General features: G+C 66.2%; 17 protein-coding genes. 14 read left to right on the top strand and 3 right to left on the bottom strand.

Features of this window, described 5'->3' with window-relative positions:
- Nucleotides 1-65: 65 nt before the first annotated feature.
- Entirely contained in the window at nt 66-257 is a 192-nt protein-coding gene (locus ACEN9G_RS08340) for a hypothetical protein (RefSeq protein WP_413342268.1), read from the top strand.
- Here ACEN9G_RS08340 and ACEN9G_RS08335 read toward each other — a convergent pair.
- On the bottom strand, nt 254-1,780 hold the full coding sequence (locus ACEN9G_RS08335) for a YifB family Mg chelatase-like AAA ATPase (RefSeq protein ID WP_413342270.1): 1,527 nt from the start codon (nt 1,778-1,780) through the stop codon (nt 254-256). The two genes, ACEN9G_RS08340 and ACEN9G_RS08335, sit on opposite strands and share 4 nt — an antisense overlap.
- A 108-nt stretch (nt 1,781-1,888) precedes the next feature.
- Between ACEN9G_RS08335 and ACEN9G_RS08330 the strand changes: the two genes are divergently transcribed.
- Nucleotides 1,889-2,248: a hypothetical protein gene (locus ACEN9G_RS08330; protein WP_413342272.1), complete on the top strand. Its 360-nt coding sequence runs from the start codon at nt 1,889-1,891 to the stop codon at nt 2,246-2,248.
- A 3-nt stretch (nt 2,249-2,251) separates the two neighbouring features.
- Here the strand turns inward: ACEN9G_RS08330 and ACEN9G_RS08325 are convergent, their stop codons facing one another.
- Nucleotides 2,252-2,500, bottom strand: a complete 249-nt coding sequence (locus ACEN9G_RS08325; RefSeq protein WP_413342274.1) for an accessory factor UbiK family protein — start codon at nt 2,498-2,500, stop codon at nt 2,252-2,254.
- A gap of 266 nt (nt 2,501-2,766) precedes the next feature.
- On the opposite strand from ACEN9G_RS08325, the gene ACEN9G_RS08320 reads away from it, so the two are divergent.
- The 4 genes from ACEN9G_RS08320 to gshA all read left to right on the top strand — a co-directional run bounded on the left by ACEN9G_RS08320 (nt 2,767) and on the right by gshA (nt 6,887).
- Entirely contained in the window at nt 2,767-3,513 is a 747-nt protein-coding gene (locus ACEN9G_RS08320) for a TorF family putative porin (RefSeq protein WP_413342276.1), read from the top strand.
- 12 nt (nt 3,514-3,525) lie between these two features.
- On the top strand, nt 3,526-3,864 hold the full coding sequence (locus tag ACEN9G_RS08315) for a P-II family nitrogen regulator (RefSeq protein WP_025511601.1): 339 nt from the start codon (nt 3,526-3,528) through the stop codon (nt 3,862-3,864).
- A 10-nt stretch (nt 3,865-3,874) separates the two neighbouring features.
- Complete coding sequence (locus ACEN9G_RS08310; protein WP_483126562.1) at nt 3,875-5,446, top strand: ammonium transporter; 1,572 nt, start codon at nt 3,875-3,877, stop codon at nt 5,444-5,446.
- A gap of 139 nt (nt 5,447-5,585) precedes the next feature.
- On the top strand, nt 5,586-6,887 hold the full coding sequence (gene gshA, locus ACEN9G_RS08305) for a glutamate--cysteine ligase (RefSeq protein WP_036235279.1): 1,302 nt from the start codon (nt 5,586-5,588) through the stop codon (nt 6,885-6,887).
- Here gshA and ACEN9G_RS08300 read toward each other — a convergent pair.
- Nucleotides 6,884-7,600, bottom strand: a complete 717-nt coding sequence (locus ACEN9G_RS08300) for a class I SAM-dependent methyltransferase (protein ID WP_483126561.1) — start codon at nt 7,598-7,600, stop codon at nt 6,884-6,886. The two genes, gshA and ACEN9G_RS08300, sit on opposite strands and share 4 nt — an antisense overlap.
- A gap of 190 nt (nt 7,601-7,790) precedes the next feature.
- Here ACEN9G_RS08300 and gshB point away from each other — a divergent pair, with 190 nt between their 5' ends.
- From gshB to ACEN9G_RS08260, 8 genes are all read left to right on the top strand, one after another.
- A complete protein-coding gene (gshB, locus tag ACEN9G_RS08295) occupies nt 7,791-8,738 on the top strand; it encodes a glutathione synthase (RefSeq protein WP_413343129.1) in 948 nt (315 codons plus the stop codon).
- Between the two features lie 4 nt (nt 8,739-8,742).
- Entirely contained in the window at nt 8,743-9,147 is a 405-nt protein-coding gene (locus ACEN9G_RS08290; protein WP_371765950.1) for a PTS sugar transporter subunit IIA, read from the top strand.
- 35 nt (nt 9,148-9,182) lie between these two features.
- Nucleotides 9,183-9,452: an HPr family phosphocarrier protein gene (locus ACEN9G_RS08285; protein WP_258853052.1), complete on the top strand. Its 270-nt coding sequence runs from the start codon at nt 9,183-9,185 to the stop codon at nt 9,450-9,452.
- Nucleotides 9,453-9,487: 35 nt separating this feature from the next.
- Complete coding sequence (gene ptsP / locus ACEN9G_RS08280; protein ID WP_413343127.1) at nt 9,488-11,239, top strand: phosphoenolpyruvate--protein phosphotransferase; 1,752 nt, start codon at nt 9,488-9,490, stop codon at nt 11,237-11,239.
- Nucleotides 11,240-11,291: 52 nt separating this feature from the next.
- Nucleotides 11,292-12,407, top strand: a complete 1,116-nt coding sequence (gene metX, locus ACEN9G_RS08275; RefSeq protein ID WP_495605553.1) for a homoserine O-succinyltransferase MetX — start codon at nt 11,292-11,294, stop codon at nt 12,405-12,407.
- Nucleotides 12,404-13,021, top strand: coding sequence for a methionine biosynthesis protein MetW (gene metW, locus ACEN9G_RS08270; protein WP_413343123.1), 618 nt, complete (start codon nt 12,404-12,406; stop codon nt 13,019-13,021). The genes metX and metW overlap by 4 nt, the downstream gene beginning before the upstream one ends.
- Before the next feature lie 86 nt (nt 13,022-13,107).
- On the top strand, nt 13,108-14,037 hold the full coding sequence (locus tag ACEN9G_RS08265) for a M48 family metallopeptidase (RefSeq protein ID WP_483126560.1): 930 nt from the start codon (nt 13,108-13,110) through the stop codon (nt 14,035-14,037).
- 18 nt (nt 14,038-14,055) lie between these two features.
- On the top strand, nt 14,056-14,997 hold the full coding sequence (locus ACEN9G_RS08260; protein WP_413344407.1) for an RluA family pseudouridine synthase: 942 nt from the start codon (nt 14,056-14,058) through the stop codon (nt 14,995-14,997).
- Nucleotides 14,998-15,004: the final 7 nt, after the last annotated feature.

The following is a 15,004-nucleotide window of genomic DNA, read 5'->3' as shown; positions in this document are numbered from 1 at the left end:
GGCCTTCTCTCGCCGCGATCGCCGGCTTCGGCCACTGGCCGCTCGGCCTGCTGTTGCCGGGTGTCGTGCTGTGGCTGAACGCATCGTTCCAGTACGCCGGTTTCTCGCTGGGCGCGCTGGCGGGCGGGTTCACGGTGGCGCATGCGTCGCCCGGGGTCGTGGGCTGGGTCGGCGGCAGTTTCGAGGTGCTGGCCTTGCTGCTCGTGTTCGTCATCGAGCGGCGCCGGCAGGCGCGTGGATTAGTGGTCGCCGCTTAATGGTCACATAAGCCGCGCCGGTACTGGATCGCCTCGGCCACGTGCTGGGCGTTGACCGTATCGACGCCGGCGAGATCGGCGATCGTGCGCGCCACCTTCAGCACGCGGTGATAGGCGCGCGCCGACCAGTGCAGGTGCTGCATGGCGTCGCCCAGCAGGCGCGCGGTGGCGGTGTCCAGGTGGCAGTGGTGGTCGATCTCGCGCGTCGTCAGCTTCCGGTTGGCCTTGCCCTGGCGAGACAACTGGCGCGCGTGCGCCTGCGTGACGCGCGCGGCGATGGCGGCGCTCGGTTCGCCGTCGGCCAGTTGCGCCATCGTATCCGGCGTCATCGCGGCCACGGGTACCTGGATGTCGATGCGGTCGAGGAGGGGACCGGAGATGCGGTCCTGGTAGCGCTGCACGGCGTCCGGCGTGCAGCGGCACTTGCTCGACGGGTGGCCGAGCCAGCCGCACGGACATGGATTCATCGCCGCGATCAACTGGAAACTGGCGGGGAAGTCGGCCTGGCGCGCGGCGCGCGAGATCGTGATGGCGCCCGTTTCCAGCGGCTCGCGCAAGACTTCCAGGACTTTGCGGTCGAACTCCGGCAACTCGTCGAGGAACAGCACGCCGTGGTGGGCGAGCGAAATTTCTCCGGGACGCGGCCCCTGGCCGCCGCCGACGAGGGCCACGCCGGAACTCGTGTGATGCGGACTGCGGAACGGCCGTTTTTTCCAGCGCTCGATGGCGAAGCTGCCCGCGAGCGACTGGAGCGCGGCCGTCTCCAGCGCTTCCTCCTCGCGCAGCGGCGGCAGCAGGCCGGGGAAGCGCGACGCGAGCATGCTCTTGCCGGCGCCCGGCGGTCCGATCAGCAGCACGGAGTGCAGGCCCGCGGCCGCTACCTCGAGCGCGCGCTTGACCTGCTGCTGGCCCTTGACGTCGGCGAAGTCCGGGTACACGGGCGGATCGGCCGACGGCACGGGGCGGTAGCGCGCGAGCCGCGCCTCGTCCGACGTCGCGGCGAAGTGCGCGCACACGTCCAGCAGCGAGCGGGCAGGGTAGATGACGGCGTCCGTCACGAGGGCCGCCTCGTCCGCGTTCGCCCACGGCAGCACGAAGGCGCGCGCGGACGTGTCCTCGTCGGCGTGCTGGCGCAGCATGGCAAAGCTCATCGCCAGCGCACCGCGCACGGGGCGCAATTCTCCCGACAGCGACAGCTCGCCGGCGAATTCGTAGCCGTCCAGCGCGCCGGATGGGATCTGGTCGGACGCCGCGAGGATGCCCAGTGCGATCGGCAGGTCGAACCGTCCGGATTCTTTTGGCAGCTCGGCCGGCGCAAGATTGATGGTGATGCGCCGGCTGGGAACCTCGAAGCCCGAGTTCTGCAGCGCGGCGCGCACGCGGTCTTTCGATTCGCGCACCTCGGCGTCCGCCAACCCCACGATATTCATCGCCGGTAGTCCATTGGCCAGGTGAACTTCGACGCTGACGGCCGGTGCTTCCATGCCGGCCAGGGCGCGGCTTCTGAGGACGGCGAGGCTCATCGGACTCCTTCGACGGTGGGCGAGGCCTCATCTTAGGCAAGCGGAGACGATGCCTGTTGAGAGGGGACAGGCCTGTATGCCGAACTTTTTTCGCGTCGGGTCTGCGCGGTGTCTGGTAATGTAGCGGGCTCCGCCTTCTCCTGCCCACGCATGCCCCGACTGATCCTGACCCTGCTCGCCCTCGCGGTGCTGTTCTGCCTGCTGTGCGGACCCGTCGCGTGGGTTGCGCTGCGCCTGTGGAAGCGTGGGGATCTCGACGCGTTCCGGCCGCTGCGGGCCGTGTGGATCGCGCAGGTGGCGCTGGCGTCCGCGCTCGTCTTCGGCGCGGACAGTCTCGGGCTGACCAATCCGATGGGCTGGATGGTGGCGATCGTGTTTGCGGTCAGCCTGGGCGGGGCGGCCTTGTTCGCGCTGTGGCGGGTGATGGCTCGGGCGAAGGTGCGGATGAGGGTGCGCGGCCGCCCGTAGGCGTCAAGCCTTGGCGTCGGAGGCGGCCAGCTTCGCTTCCAGTTCCGCCACGCGCAGTTCCAGCGCCTCCAGCTTGGCGCGCGTCTTGGCCAGCACCTGGGCCTGGATATCGAACTCTTCGCGCGTCACCAGGTCCAGCTTCGAAAAGCCCTGGGTCATCATCGCCTTGACGTTGCGCTCGATGTCCTTGGCGGGCGAGTTTTCGATCGCCTGATTGATCTTGCCCTGCAAATCATTGAAAAAATTGTTCATTTCACACTAGTCCTTGAGTCGGCATGCCGCACCAAGAAGGTGCGTACATACCTGATTTGGTGCGTGCACCGCGACGGCGCACGCGCCCTGGTCCCGTTTGTATTTTGAAAGTAAAAAACTGGGGGCGGAAGGGGTGAAAAACAAGCGGGAACCCGCCCGGCATGGGGGTGGCACGCATCCTGCTAATCAACCATTAACCATAAGAGGTCGCAATCCCGGATTGTAAACCGCAACCCAAGAATATGTTCAACTAAAGGGAGTGTCGTATGAAGCGTCGTAACAGCAACTGGTCCCACGCCGCAGTACTCGCAGCAAGCCTGTGGAGCCTTCACATCGGGCTGGCCGGCGCCGAAGAGCAGAAGCCGGACAATGAAGTGAGTTTCAACGCGGCGGTCACGAGCGATTATCGCTACCGCGGCATTTCCCAGTCCCGTCTCGACCCCGCACTGCAGGGCGGCGCCGACTACACGCACAACCCGACCGGCCTGTACGCGGGCACCTGGCTGTCCACCATCAAGTGGACCAAGGACCTGGGCGGCAGCGGCGACGTCGAGTGGGATCTGTACGGCGGCAAGCGCGGCAACCTCACGGGCGACATCACCTATGACGTCGGCGGCCTGTACTACTTCTACCCGAGCAATGGCCTGCATCCGAATGCCAACACGTTCGAACTGTACGGCCAGCTCGGTTTCGGCCCGGCGTACGTCAAGTACTCGCATTCGCTGACGAACCTGTTCGGCACGGCCGACAGCAAGGGCAGCGGCTACCTGGACATCGGCGCCAACGTCGACGTCGGCAGCGGCTTCACGCTGAACCTGCACGCCGGCCGCCAGAACGTGCGCCACAACGGTTCGTTCTCGTACACCGACTACAAGCTCGGCGTCACGAAGGACCTGGGCATCTGCTCCGTGGCCCTGTCCTGGATCAAGGCCGACACCAGCGCGTACCTGAGCCCGTCCGCGGAAAACCTGGGCAAGTCCGCGGCCCTGCTCACTGTTTCAAAAACTTTCTGAAGAGGCAATCACATGAAAATGATCACCGCCATCATCAAACCCTTCAAGCTCGACGAGGTGCGTGAAGCCCTCTCGGAAATCAACGTCCAGGGTATCACCGTGACGGAAGTGAAGGGTTTCGGTCGCCAGAAGGGCCATACCGAGCTCTACCGTGGCGCGGAATATGTCGTCGATTTCCTGCCGAAGACCAAGATCGAGGCAGCGGTCGACGATGCCATCGTCGACCAGGTGATCGACACCATCCAGAGCGCCGCCCGCACCGGCAAGATCGGTGACGGCAAAATTTTCGTCTCCAACCTGGAGCAGGTAGTCCGTATCCGTACCGGCGAGACCGGCAACGAAGCGCTGTAAGGGGAATCCGATGATCCACACCATTACAAAACTGATCGCAGGCGTATCCGTCGCCGTGGCGCTGGCCGCAGCCGCCCCGGCCATGGCCCAGGATGCCGCCAAGCCGGCAGCCGCTGCTGCCGAAGCTGCAGCACCCGCAGCCGCACCGGCCGCCAGCGCACCGGTCGCCGCTGCCCCGGCCGCGCCGGCAGCCGCCGCTGCCGCCGCACCGGAAGCCCCGGCCGCCGCACCCGCCGCCGCACCCGCCGCCGCTCCCACTCCGCAGAAGGGCGACACCGCCTGGATGATGGTCGCCACGCTGCTGGTGATCATGATGACGATCCCGGGCCTGGCCCTGTTCTACGGCGGCCTGGTCCGTTCCAAGAACATGCTGTCCGTGCTGCTGCAGGTGTTCATGATCTTCGCGGTCATCATCGTCCTGTGGTGCATCTACGGCTACTCGCTGGCGTTCACCGAGAAGACCGCGTTCATCGGCGGCTTCGACCGCCTGTTCCTGAACGGGATCTGGGATCCGGTCAAGGGAGCGTTCTCGACCGCAGCCACGTTCAGCAAGGGCGTCGTCATCCCCGAGTTCGTCTTCGTGGCGTTCCAGGGCACGTTCGCGGCCATCACCTGCGGCCTGATCGTCGGCGCCTTCGCCGAGCGCGTCCGCTTCTCCGCGGTGCTGCTGTTCGTCGTGCTGTGGTTCACGTTCGGCTACCTGCCGGTCGCCCACATGGTCTGGTTCTGGACCGGTCCGGATGCCATCACCGCCGCGACCCTCGACGCCGAGACCGCCAAGGCCGGCTGGCTGTGGCAGAAGGGCGCCCTCGACTTCGCGGGCGGCACCGTGGTGCACATCAATGCCGCTATCGCCGGCCTCGTCGGTGCGATCCTGATCGGCAAGCGCGTCGGCTACGGCCGTGAATCGATGGCCCCGCACTCGCTGACCATGACCATGATCGGCGCCTCGCTGCTGTGGGTGGGCTGGTTCGGCTTCAACGCCGGTTCGGCACTGGAAGCGGGCGACGTCGCCGCGCTGGCCTTCGTCAACACCCTGCTGGCCACCGCCGCCGCCACCGTGTCGTGGGTCTTCGGCGAGTGGATCACCAAGGGCAAGCCGTCGATGCTGGGTGGCGCCTCGGGTGCCGTCGCCGGCCTCGTCGCCATCACCCCGGCCTGCGGCTTCGTCGGTCCGATGGGCGGCCTGGTCATCGGTCTCGTCGCCGGCATCGTCTGCCTGTGGGGCGTGAACGGCCTGAAGCGCATGATCGGCGCCGACGACTCGCTGGACGTGTTCGGCGTCCACGGCGTGGGCGGTATCCTGGGCGCGCTGCTGACCGGCGTGTTCGCGGCACCGCAACTGGGCGGCCAGGGCATCTTCGACTACGTCACCAACAAGATGTCCGCCGACCCGTACTCGATCGGCCACCAGGTCCTCGTGCAGGCGGAAGCCGTCGGCACCACCATCGTGTGGTCGGCCGTCGTCTCGTTCATCGCCTACAAGATCGTCGACGTCGTCGTCGGCCTGCGTGTCCCGGAGGAAGAGGAACGCGAAGGCCTGGACATCACGAGCCACGGCGAGCAGGCTTATCACTCCTGATTGTCAGGCTAGCAATATGCGAAAGCGCCCTCCGGGGCGCTTTTTTTATTTCTAAAGTGCATAAAGGTCTTTAAAAAACGTTCTAACACCCCAATCTCGGCTTACCATATCGCCAAGAAGCCCGAAGGACGTCATTTTTATGGTTCCCCACCTCGCCACCGCCGTGACCGGTCCCCTGCTGGACCTGGAAAAGAAGATCCTCGAAGCCACGCCCGCCATCGAACGCTGGTTCCGCCTCGAGTGGCAGGAGCACACGCCGCCGTTCTATTGCTCGGTGGACCTGCGCAATGCCGGCTACAAGCTGGCGCCGGTGGACACGAACCTCTTCCCGGGCGGCTTCAACAACCTGTCGACGGAGATGCTGCCGCTGACGGTACAGGCCGCCATGGCCGCGATCGACAAGTATTGCCCGGACGCCCGCAACCTGCTCCTGATCCCGGAAAGCCATACGCGCAATCCCTATTATCTGCAGAACGTGCAGCGCCTGATGCAGATCTTCCGCCAGACGGGCCTGCACGTGCGCCTGGGCTCGCTGTCGCCCGAGGTGACGGAGCCGACGCCGCTCGCGCTCCCGGACGGCAACATGCTGGTTGTGGAACCGCTCGTGCGCTCGCCCAACGGCCGCCGCGTCGGCCTGGCCGACTTCGATCCGTGCACGATCCTGCTGAACAACGACCTGTCCGCCGGCATCCCGAGCATCCTGGAAAACGTCCACGAGCAGTCGCTGCTGCCGCCGCTGCACGCCGGCTGGGCCGTACGCCGCAAGAGCAACCACTTCAAGGCGTTCGACGAGGTCGCCAAGAAGTTCGGCAAGCTGATCGACATCGACCCGTGGCTCGTGAACCCGCTGCACAGCAAATGCGGCGAGGTCGATTTCCAGGAAGACGTGGGCATGGAATGCCTGGCCGATAACGTGTCGGCGCTGCTGTCGAAGATCAAGAAGAAGTACAAGGAATACGGGATGAAGGACCAGAAACCCTTCGTCATCGTCAAGCCGGATGCCGGCACGTACGGCATGGGCATCATGACCGTCAAGGATGCGAGCGAGGTCAAGGACCTGAACCGCAAGCAGCGCAACAAGATGTCGGTCATCAAGGATGGCGTCACCGTCACCGACGTGATGATCCAGGAAGGCGTGCCCACGTTCGAGTCGATCAACGACGCGGTGGCGGAGCCGGTCGTGTACATGATCGACCGCTACGTCGTCGGCGGCTTCTACCGCGTGCATGCCGAGCGCGGCGTCGACCAGAACCTGAACGCGCCGGGCTCGCAATACGTGCCGCTCGCGTTCGCGCAGCAGCATGCCGTGCCGGACCTGAAGGCCAAGCCGGGCACCGCCGCGCCGAACCGGTTCTATGTGTACGGCGTGGTGGCGCGTCTTGCGTTGCTGGCGGCGTCGCTGGAGCTGGAGCGGACCGACCCGGATCCGGAGATTTATTAATCCATCCGATCCGTCTCCGGCTTGCGCGCCATGTAGATGAAGTGGGAGCGCAGCGGCGGCAGCACCGTCGCCAGCGCTTCCGGAATCAGCCAGGGCAGGGCGGCCAGGGGGCGGCCCAGCGCCGGAGCGAGTACCAGCGTGCGGTAGTGGCGGCTGGCGGCGGGCCAGAAGCGCAGCAGTTCGACGTCCGTCACCTTGCGCACGTGGGCGTTGCGCGCGCTGCCGTAGCGACAATCGAAGATCATCGTCCAGCCGCCCGGACGCAGCACGCGCCACATTTCGGCGGCCAGGCCCCGCCGCAGGTCTTCGTCCAGGAGCGCCGAAAACACCGAGTGCGCGCTCACGAGGTCCATGCTCGCGTCGGGAAAGATGTCGAGCTGGCCCAGGTGCCAGCGCACGCCGGGCGCCGTGCGGGCCCGGGCCTGCTCCAGGCGGTCGGGCTGCAGCTCCGTGCCGGCGAGGTGGGACGGCGTGGCGCCCCAGTCGATCAGCTGGCGCAGGAAGCCGCCGCCGCCGCAGCCGACGTCCAGCGCGCGCACGGCGGACAGGTCGCGGCCCACCGTCAGCGGCAGCAGGTCGGCCAGCACGCGCGCCCGCGCCGCGGCCTGGCGAACGATGTCGGGCCGGTGCCAGGCGTGCTTCGCCAACGCGGCGCCGCCAGTCCATTGGCGATAGACCTGGTTGATGCGTTCCTGCTCGGCTTGGTCGCTCATAGTGCCCTCCTGCGTCGCATCTTCCCAACTGGTCCGGCGGCACGTTTGACGGTTCGCAAATGCAGATTGAATAGATGACGTTTTGCCAACAGGAAGATGCCCCGATAACTCGTCCGCCGGACGCGGCCGCCTTTCCGCGAACATCCGCGTTTCCGGCTAAAATCGTGGCATTGCCTTCATTGGGACCATCATGAAAATCGCTTTTCTCGCCGATCCGCTGTCCGGCTTCAAAATCTACAAGGACTCGACGTTCGCGATGATGCGCGAAGCGGCGCGGCGCGGCCATCGGATCTATGCCTTCGAACAGCGCCACCTGGTGCTGGAAGAGGGCGTCGTGACGGCCGAGGCCACCGAGATCCAGCTGACCGGCGACCCGGACGACTGGTACCGCGAAGGCGACACCGATACCGTGCCCCTGTCCGCGTTCGACGCCGTCATCGAGCGCAAGGACCCGCCGTTCGACATGGAATACGTGTACGGCACGTATCTGCTGGAACTGGCCGAGCGCCAGGGCGCGCGCGTGTTCAACAAACCCTCGGCGATCCGCGACCACAACGAAAAGCTGACCATCGCCCAGTTCAGCCAGTTCACGTCGCCCACGCTCGTGTCGTCGTCCGGCACGCGCCTGCGCGCCTTCCACGCCGAACACGGCGACGTGATCTTCAAGCCGCTGGACGGCATGGGCGGCGCCGGCATCTTCCGCGTCAAGGACGATGGCCTGAACCTCGGTTCCATCATCGAGACGCTGACGGACAACGGCGCGCGCACGATCATGGCGCAGAAATACATTCCCGCCATCGTCAAGGGCGACAAGCGCGTGCTCGTCATCGACGGCAAGCCGGTCCCGTTCTCGCTGGCGCGCATCCCGCAGGCCGGAGAAGTGCGCGGCAACCTGGCGGCCGGCGGCACCGGCGTCGCGCAGCCGCTGACCGAGCGCGACCGCGAGATCGCCGAAAGTCTGGGTCCGATTCTGGCGGCCCGTGGCCTGTTGCTGGTAGGATTGGACGTGATCGGCGATTTCCTGACCGAGGTGAATGTCACCAGCCCCACGTGTTTCCAGGAGATCACCGACCAGACCGGTTTCGACGTCGCGGCGATGTTCATCGACGCCGTCGAGAAACGGGTAACAGGAAACTGACAACATGGTAGGCATCCTGCTGATGACCCACGCTCCACTGGGCCAGGCATTCATCGCCGCGGTCGCGCACGTGTTCCGCGGCCCCACCGAGCGCTTCGAAGCGATCGACGTGACGGCGGACCAGGACACGAACGAGATCCACGCACTGGCCAAGAGTGCGATCCAGCGCCTGGACGAAGGCGATGGCGTGCTGGTCATCACCGACATCAAGGGCGGCACGCCGTCGAACTGCTGCAACACGCTGGCCGAGGCCGGGCGCGTGGAAGTCATCGCGGGCATCAGCCTGCCGATGCTGCTGCGCGCGATCACGTACCGGCGCGACACGCTGGACGTCGTGGTCGAGATGGCCCTGGCCGGCGCGCAGAACGGCGCCGTCCGGGTCGACAACCGCATCCGGGTCGGCACCTGACCGGACAGATGAACGAGAGAAACGACAATTAAAATATGATTCAACAGGAACTCGAGATCATCAACAAGCTGGGCCTTCACGCCCGCGCATCCGCCAAATTCACCCAGCTGGCCGCCAAGTTCCAGAGCGACGTCTGGCTCACCCGCAACGGCCGCCGCATCAACGCCAAGTCGATCATGGGCGTCATGATGCTGGCCGCTGGCAAGGGCGCCAAGGTGACGCTGGAAGCGGACGGCCCCGACGAACAGGACTGCATCGCCGCGCTCACCGGCCTCATCAACGATAAATTCGGCGAAGGCGAGTAATGCCGGATAGCCGAGGCCGTCATTTGGGAAATTCCATGGCATCGTTCACACTGCACGGCATTCCGGTCTCGCGCGGGATCTCGATCGGGCGTGCGCACCTGCTCACGCCGGCCGCGCTCGACGTCAAGCACTACCTCGTGCCGGAAGAGCAGGTCGAGGCGGAAGTGAAGCGCCTGCAGGATGCGATCGCCGAAGTGCACCGCAACCTGCAGGAGCTGTGGACCGAGCTGCCGAAGGAAGCGCCGACGGAACTGGGCGCGTTCATCGACGTGCACGTGCTGATCCTGTCCGACCCGATGATCTCGGAGGCGCCCCTTGACATCATCCGTTCGCGCCACTACAACGCGGAATGGGCGCTCGTCACGCAGATCGACGAGCTGTCCGCGCAGTTCGACGAGATCGAGGACGAGTACCTGCGCGAGCGCAAGCAGGACATCCAGCAGGTGGCCGAGCGCGTGCTGAAGGTGCTGATGGGGACCGCGCTGCCGGCCCCGCCGGTGCCCGAGGAAGACCACTTCCAGCCGCAGATGATCGTCGTCGCGCACGACATCTCGCCGGCCGACATGCTCGCGTTCCGCGACCGCTCGTTCGTCGGCTTCGTCACGGACGTGGGCGGCCAGAACTCGCACACGGCGATCGTCGCGCGCAGCCTGGACATCCCGGCCGCCGTCGGCATGAGCCAGGCGTCGCGCCTGATCGAGCAGGACGACTGGGTGATCGTCGACGGCGATGCCGGCGTCGTGATCTGCAATCCGAGCGCGCTCGTGATGGAGCAGTACCGCGCGCGCCAGGCCAATTTGATGAAGGCGCGAAAACGCCTCCTCAAGCTCAAGAAGACGCCGGCCGTGACGAAGGACGGCACGCCGATCACGCTGCTCGCCAACATCGAGCTGCCGGACGATTGCGGCCCGGCGCTGGAAGCGGGCGCCGTCGGCGTGGGCCTGTTCCGTTCCGAATTCCTGTTCATGGGCCGCGGCGCGCAGGGTTTGAAAGTGCCGGGCGAGGACGAGCAGTTCGAGCAGTACCGCAAGGCCGTGCTGGCGATGAAGGGCCGTCCGGTCACGATCCGCACGCTCGACGTGGGCGCGGACAAGCCGCTCGACCAGACCGAACACACGGCGCTGAATCCGGCGCTCGGCCTGCGCGCGATCCGCTACTGCCTCGCCGAGCCGCAGATGTTCCTCGCGCAGCTGCGCGCCATCCTGCGCGCGTCGGCATTCGGCAAGGTGCGCATCCTGGTCCCGATGCTGGCGCATGCGTTCGAGATCGACCAGACGCTCAGCATGATCGAGCAGGCCAAGGCCCAGCTGCGCGAGCAGAACATCAAGTACGACGAGGCGGTGGAAGTCGGCGCGATGATCGAAATCCCGGCCGCCGCGCTGGCGCTGCCGATGTTCGTCAAGCGTTTGGACTTCCTGTCCATCGGCACCAACGACCTGATTCAATACACGCTGGCGATCGACCGCGTCGACTACGAGGTGGCGCACCTGTACAATCCGCTACACCCGGCGGTATTGAACCTGATCGCGATGACGATCGAGGCCGGGCACAAGGCCGGCATCGACGTCGCCGTGTGCGGGGAGATGGCGGGCGACGTCAAGCTCACGCGCCTGCTGCTGGGCATGGGCCTGCGCGAGTTCTCGATGCATCCGGCCCAGCTCCTGGCCGTCAAGCAGGAAATCCTGTCCAGCGACCTGGCGCGGCTCGTGCCGCGCACCAAGCGCATCCTGCGCGCGATGGAACCGGCGGCCATCGCCGAAGCGGTGGAGCAGCTGCAGTCCGTCTAGTTACAACTTAAGAGTCTTCATGGGATCGATCGGAATTGTCTCCCCCCAGGCGATGCACTTCGCCGAACCGTTGCGCCTGCAAAGCGGCGCGGCGATCGGCGACTACACGCTGATGTATGAAACGTACGGCACGCTGAATGCCGACAAATCGAACGCGGTGCTGATCTGCCACGCGCTGAACGCGTCGCACCACGTCGCCGGCCACTACGCCGACCAGCCGAAGAGCGCGGGCTGGTGGGACAACATGGTGGGGCCGGGCAAGCCGGTCGACACCGACCGCTTCTTCGTCATCGGCGTCAACAACCTCGGCTCCTGCTTCGGGTCCACGGGCCCGATGCACACGAATCCGGCCACGGGAAAACCGTACGGCGCCACGTTCCCCGTCGTGACGGTGGAAGACTGGGTCGCCGCGCAGGCGCTGCTGGCCGACCGCCTCGGCATCCGGCAATTCGCGGCCGTGATGGGCGGTTCGCTGGGCGGCATGCAGGCCCTCGCGTGGAGCATCATGTTCCCCGAGCGCCTGCGCCACTGCATCGTGATCGCGTCCACGCCGAAACTCTCGGCGCAGAACATCGCGTTCAACGACGTGGCGCGCCAGGCGATCCTCACCGATCCGGACTACCGCGGCGGCGACTTCTACGAACACGGCGTCGTGCCGAAGAACGGCCTGAAGGTGGCGCGCATGGTCGGCCACATCACGTACCTGTCGAACGACGACATGGCGGAGAAATTCGGCCGCAAGCTGCGCAACGCGGCCGAGAGGAACGACTACAAATTCGACTTCGGCATCGACTTCGAGATCGAATCGTACCTGCGCTACCAGGGCGACAAGTTCTCGGAATACTTCGACGCCAACACGTACCTCCTGATCACCAAGGCGCTCGACTATTTCGATCCGGCGCGCGAGCATGGCGGCAACCTCGCCAAGGCGCTGGAAAACACGCAGGCTCAATATCTCGTCGCGTCGTTCTCGACGGACTGGCGCTTCTCGCCGGAGCGCAGCCGCGAGATCGTGGAAGCGCTGCTGGCCAATCGCCGCAAGGTGACCTATGCCGAGATCGACGCGCCGCACGGCCACGACGCCTTCCTGCTCGAAGACGTGCGCTACATGAACATCGTCCGTGCCTACTTCGAACGCATCGCCGGCGAGAAGAAGGAGGCGGCATGAAATACGAAGACCTGACCCTGCGGTCCGACCTCGCGTTCATTGCCCACTGGGTGGGCGACGGCGCGCACGTGCTGGACGTCGGCTGCGGCGACGGCGCCATGCTGCGCTACCTGGAGCAGGCCAAGCGCTGCACCGGCTATGGCGTCGAGATCGCCGACGACAAGGTCCTGGAAAGCACACAGCGCGGCATCAGCGTGATCCAGCACGACATGGAGCAGGGCCTCGGCCTGTTCGCGGACGACGCGTTCGACATGGTCCTGTGCCTGTCGTCGCTGCAGATGATGCAGCACGTGGAGGCGCGCCTGCGCGACATCGTTCGCGTGGGCAAGGAAGCGATCGTGTCGTTCCCGAACTTCGCGTACTGGCCGCACCGCGCCGCGCTGCTGAAAGGCCGCATGCCGGTGTCGCGCACCCTGCCTTACCAGTGGTTCGACACGCCCAACCTGCGCTACGCGACGATCTACGATTTCAAGGAACTGGCCGAGAAATGCGGCCTGGAAGTGCTGGAATACGTCGCGCTGGCCGAGGGCAAGCCGGTGTCGTTCCTGCCGAACCTGCGCGGCAGCCTGGCGGTGTTCCGCCTGCGCAAGCGCGATCTCGTGAGCAAGGCCTGACGCGCCACCGCCCGCTTATGCGTATCGTGTTGTACTTACGGGCGCGACGCGGGCATCATGTGTCCGGAACCCAGCAGGAGAACACCATGAATCGACTCTTCAAGCATGGCGCGGCCGTGCTGCTTGCCCTGAGCGTCGCCACGCCCGGCGCGTACGCCGCGCGCGCGCAGGACGACCGCCCGAACCAGGACCAGGTCGTGCAGGACGGCATCGCCGTCAAGCCACTGAAACGCAATTCGATCGGCGGCGTGTGGCGCGACATCGCGGCGCCCGAGGAAGCCATCAACCAGCAGTCGGCCCAGCAATACCTGGCGCTGATGAGCAAGGCGAAGCAGGAAGGCGCGCTCGTGCCGGAATCCGACCCGCGCGTGCAGCGCCTGCGCGCCATCGCGAAACGCATCATCCCGAACACGGCGCGCTGGAACCCGGATGCGCAGCAGTGGAAGTGGCAGGTCAACCTGCTGCAGTCCGGCGAGGTGAACGCGTTCTGCATGCCGGGCGGGCGCATCGCGTTCTACACGGGCATCATCGACAAGTTGCGCCTCACGGACGACGAGATCGCGGCCGTGATGGGCCACGAGATCGCGCACGCGCTGCGCGAGCACGGGCGCGACCGCCAGAGCAAGGCGGCGGCGACGGGCCTCGCGAGCCAGCTGGGCGGCGCCGCGCTGTCGGCCTGGCTCGGCGTGGACGTGCGCGGCGCGACCAACGCGGCCGGCCAGCTCCTCGTGCTGAAATTCTCGCGCGACGAGGAGCGCGAGGCCGACCTCGTGGGCCTCGACATCGCCGCGCGCTCCGGCTACGACCCGCGTGCCGGCATCGCGCTGTGGAACAAGATGGCGGCGCTGAACCAGAGCGGCGCGCCGATCGAGCTGCTGTCCACGCACCCGGGCGGCAGCGAGCGCATCGAGCAGATCGATAGCCACATGAACGTGCTGCTGCCGCTGTACGCGCGCAGCAAGGGCGTGTCGGTCAACCGGTTGCCGCCTTACCGTTCCAACGTTGCGCAACGCTGATGAATAAATAAGGAATCGATGGCACGTTTCGTCAGGAAGGGCCACCAGGCCGCGGCCAACGCCGTCGTGCCGCTGCCGGTGCGGGACGGCGTGGCGCCCAGCTATTTGTGGATCACGGAAACCCGGACCGGCGGCATGCTGGCCTTCCTCGAGGCGCGTTTTCCCGCCATCGCCGGCCCGTCCTGGGCCGAGCGCCTCGTCCGCGGCGACGTCGTCGACGCGCAGGGCACGCCGCTGCAGGCGGAAAGCCACGTACGCCAGGGCATGCGCATCTGGTATTACCGCGAGCTGGAACACGAGACGCCGATTCCGTTCGAGGAAAGCGTGATCTTCCAGGACGAGCACCTGCTCGTCGTCGACAAGCCGCATTTCCTGCCGATGATTCCGACGGGGCGCTTCCTGCGCGAGACCCTGCTCGTGCGCCTGAAACAGAAGTTCGACCTGCCGCACCTGACGCCGATCCACCGCCTCGACCGCGAGACGGCCGGCGTCGTCATCTTCTCGCACAACCTGGCCACGCGCGGGACGTACCAGTCGATGTTCCAGAAGCGCAGCATCCGCAAGGTGTACGAGGCGCTGGCACCGGTGCTGCACGGGCGCGACTTCCCGTTCACCTACCGGAGCCGCATGGTCGACGGCGACAAGTTCTTCGTGATGCGCGAAGAAGAGGGCGAGCCGAATTCCGAGACGTTCGTCGAGCTGCTGGAAACGCGCGGCGACGTCGCGCGCTACCGCCTGCATCCGCACACGGGCCGCAAGCACCAGCTGCGCCTGCACATGGCGTCGCTGGGCGTGCCGATCCTGAACGACGCCTTCTATCCCGTCGCGCTGCCGTGCAAGGGCGACGATTTCTCCGCGCCGCTGCAACTGCTGGCGCGGTCCATCGCGTTCGACGATCCGCTCACGGGAGCAGCGCGCAGCTTCGCAAGCGGCCGCGCGCTGGAGTGGCCCGCGCCCTGATCGTCCG

This window comes from Massilia sp. Masssp94, assembly GCF_059491305.1.
This window is presented reverse-complemented; position numbering and strand designations above follow the sequence as displayed.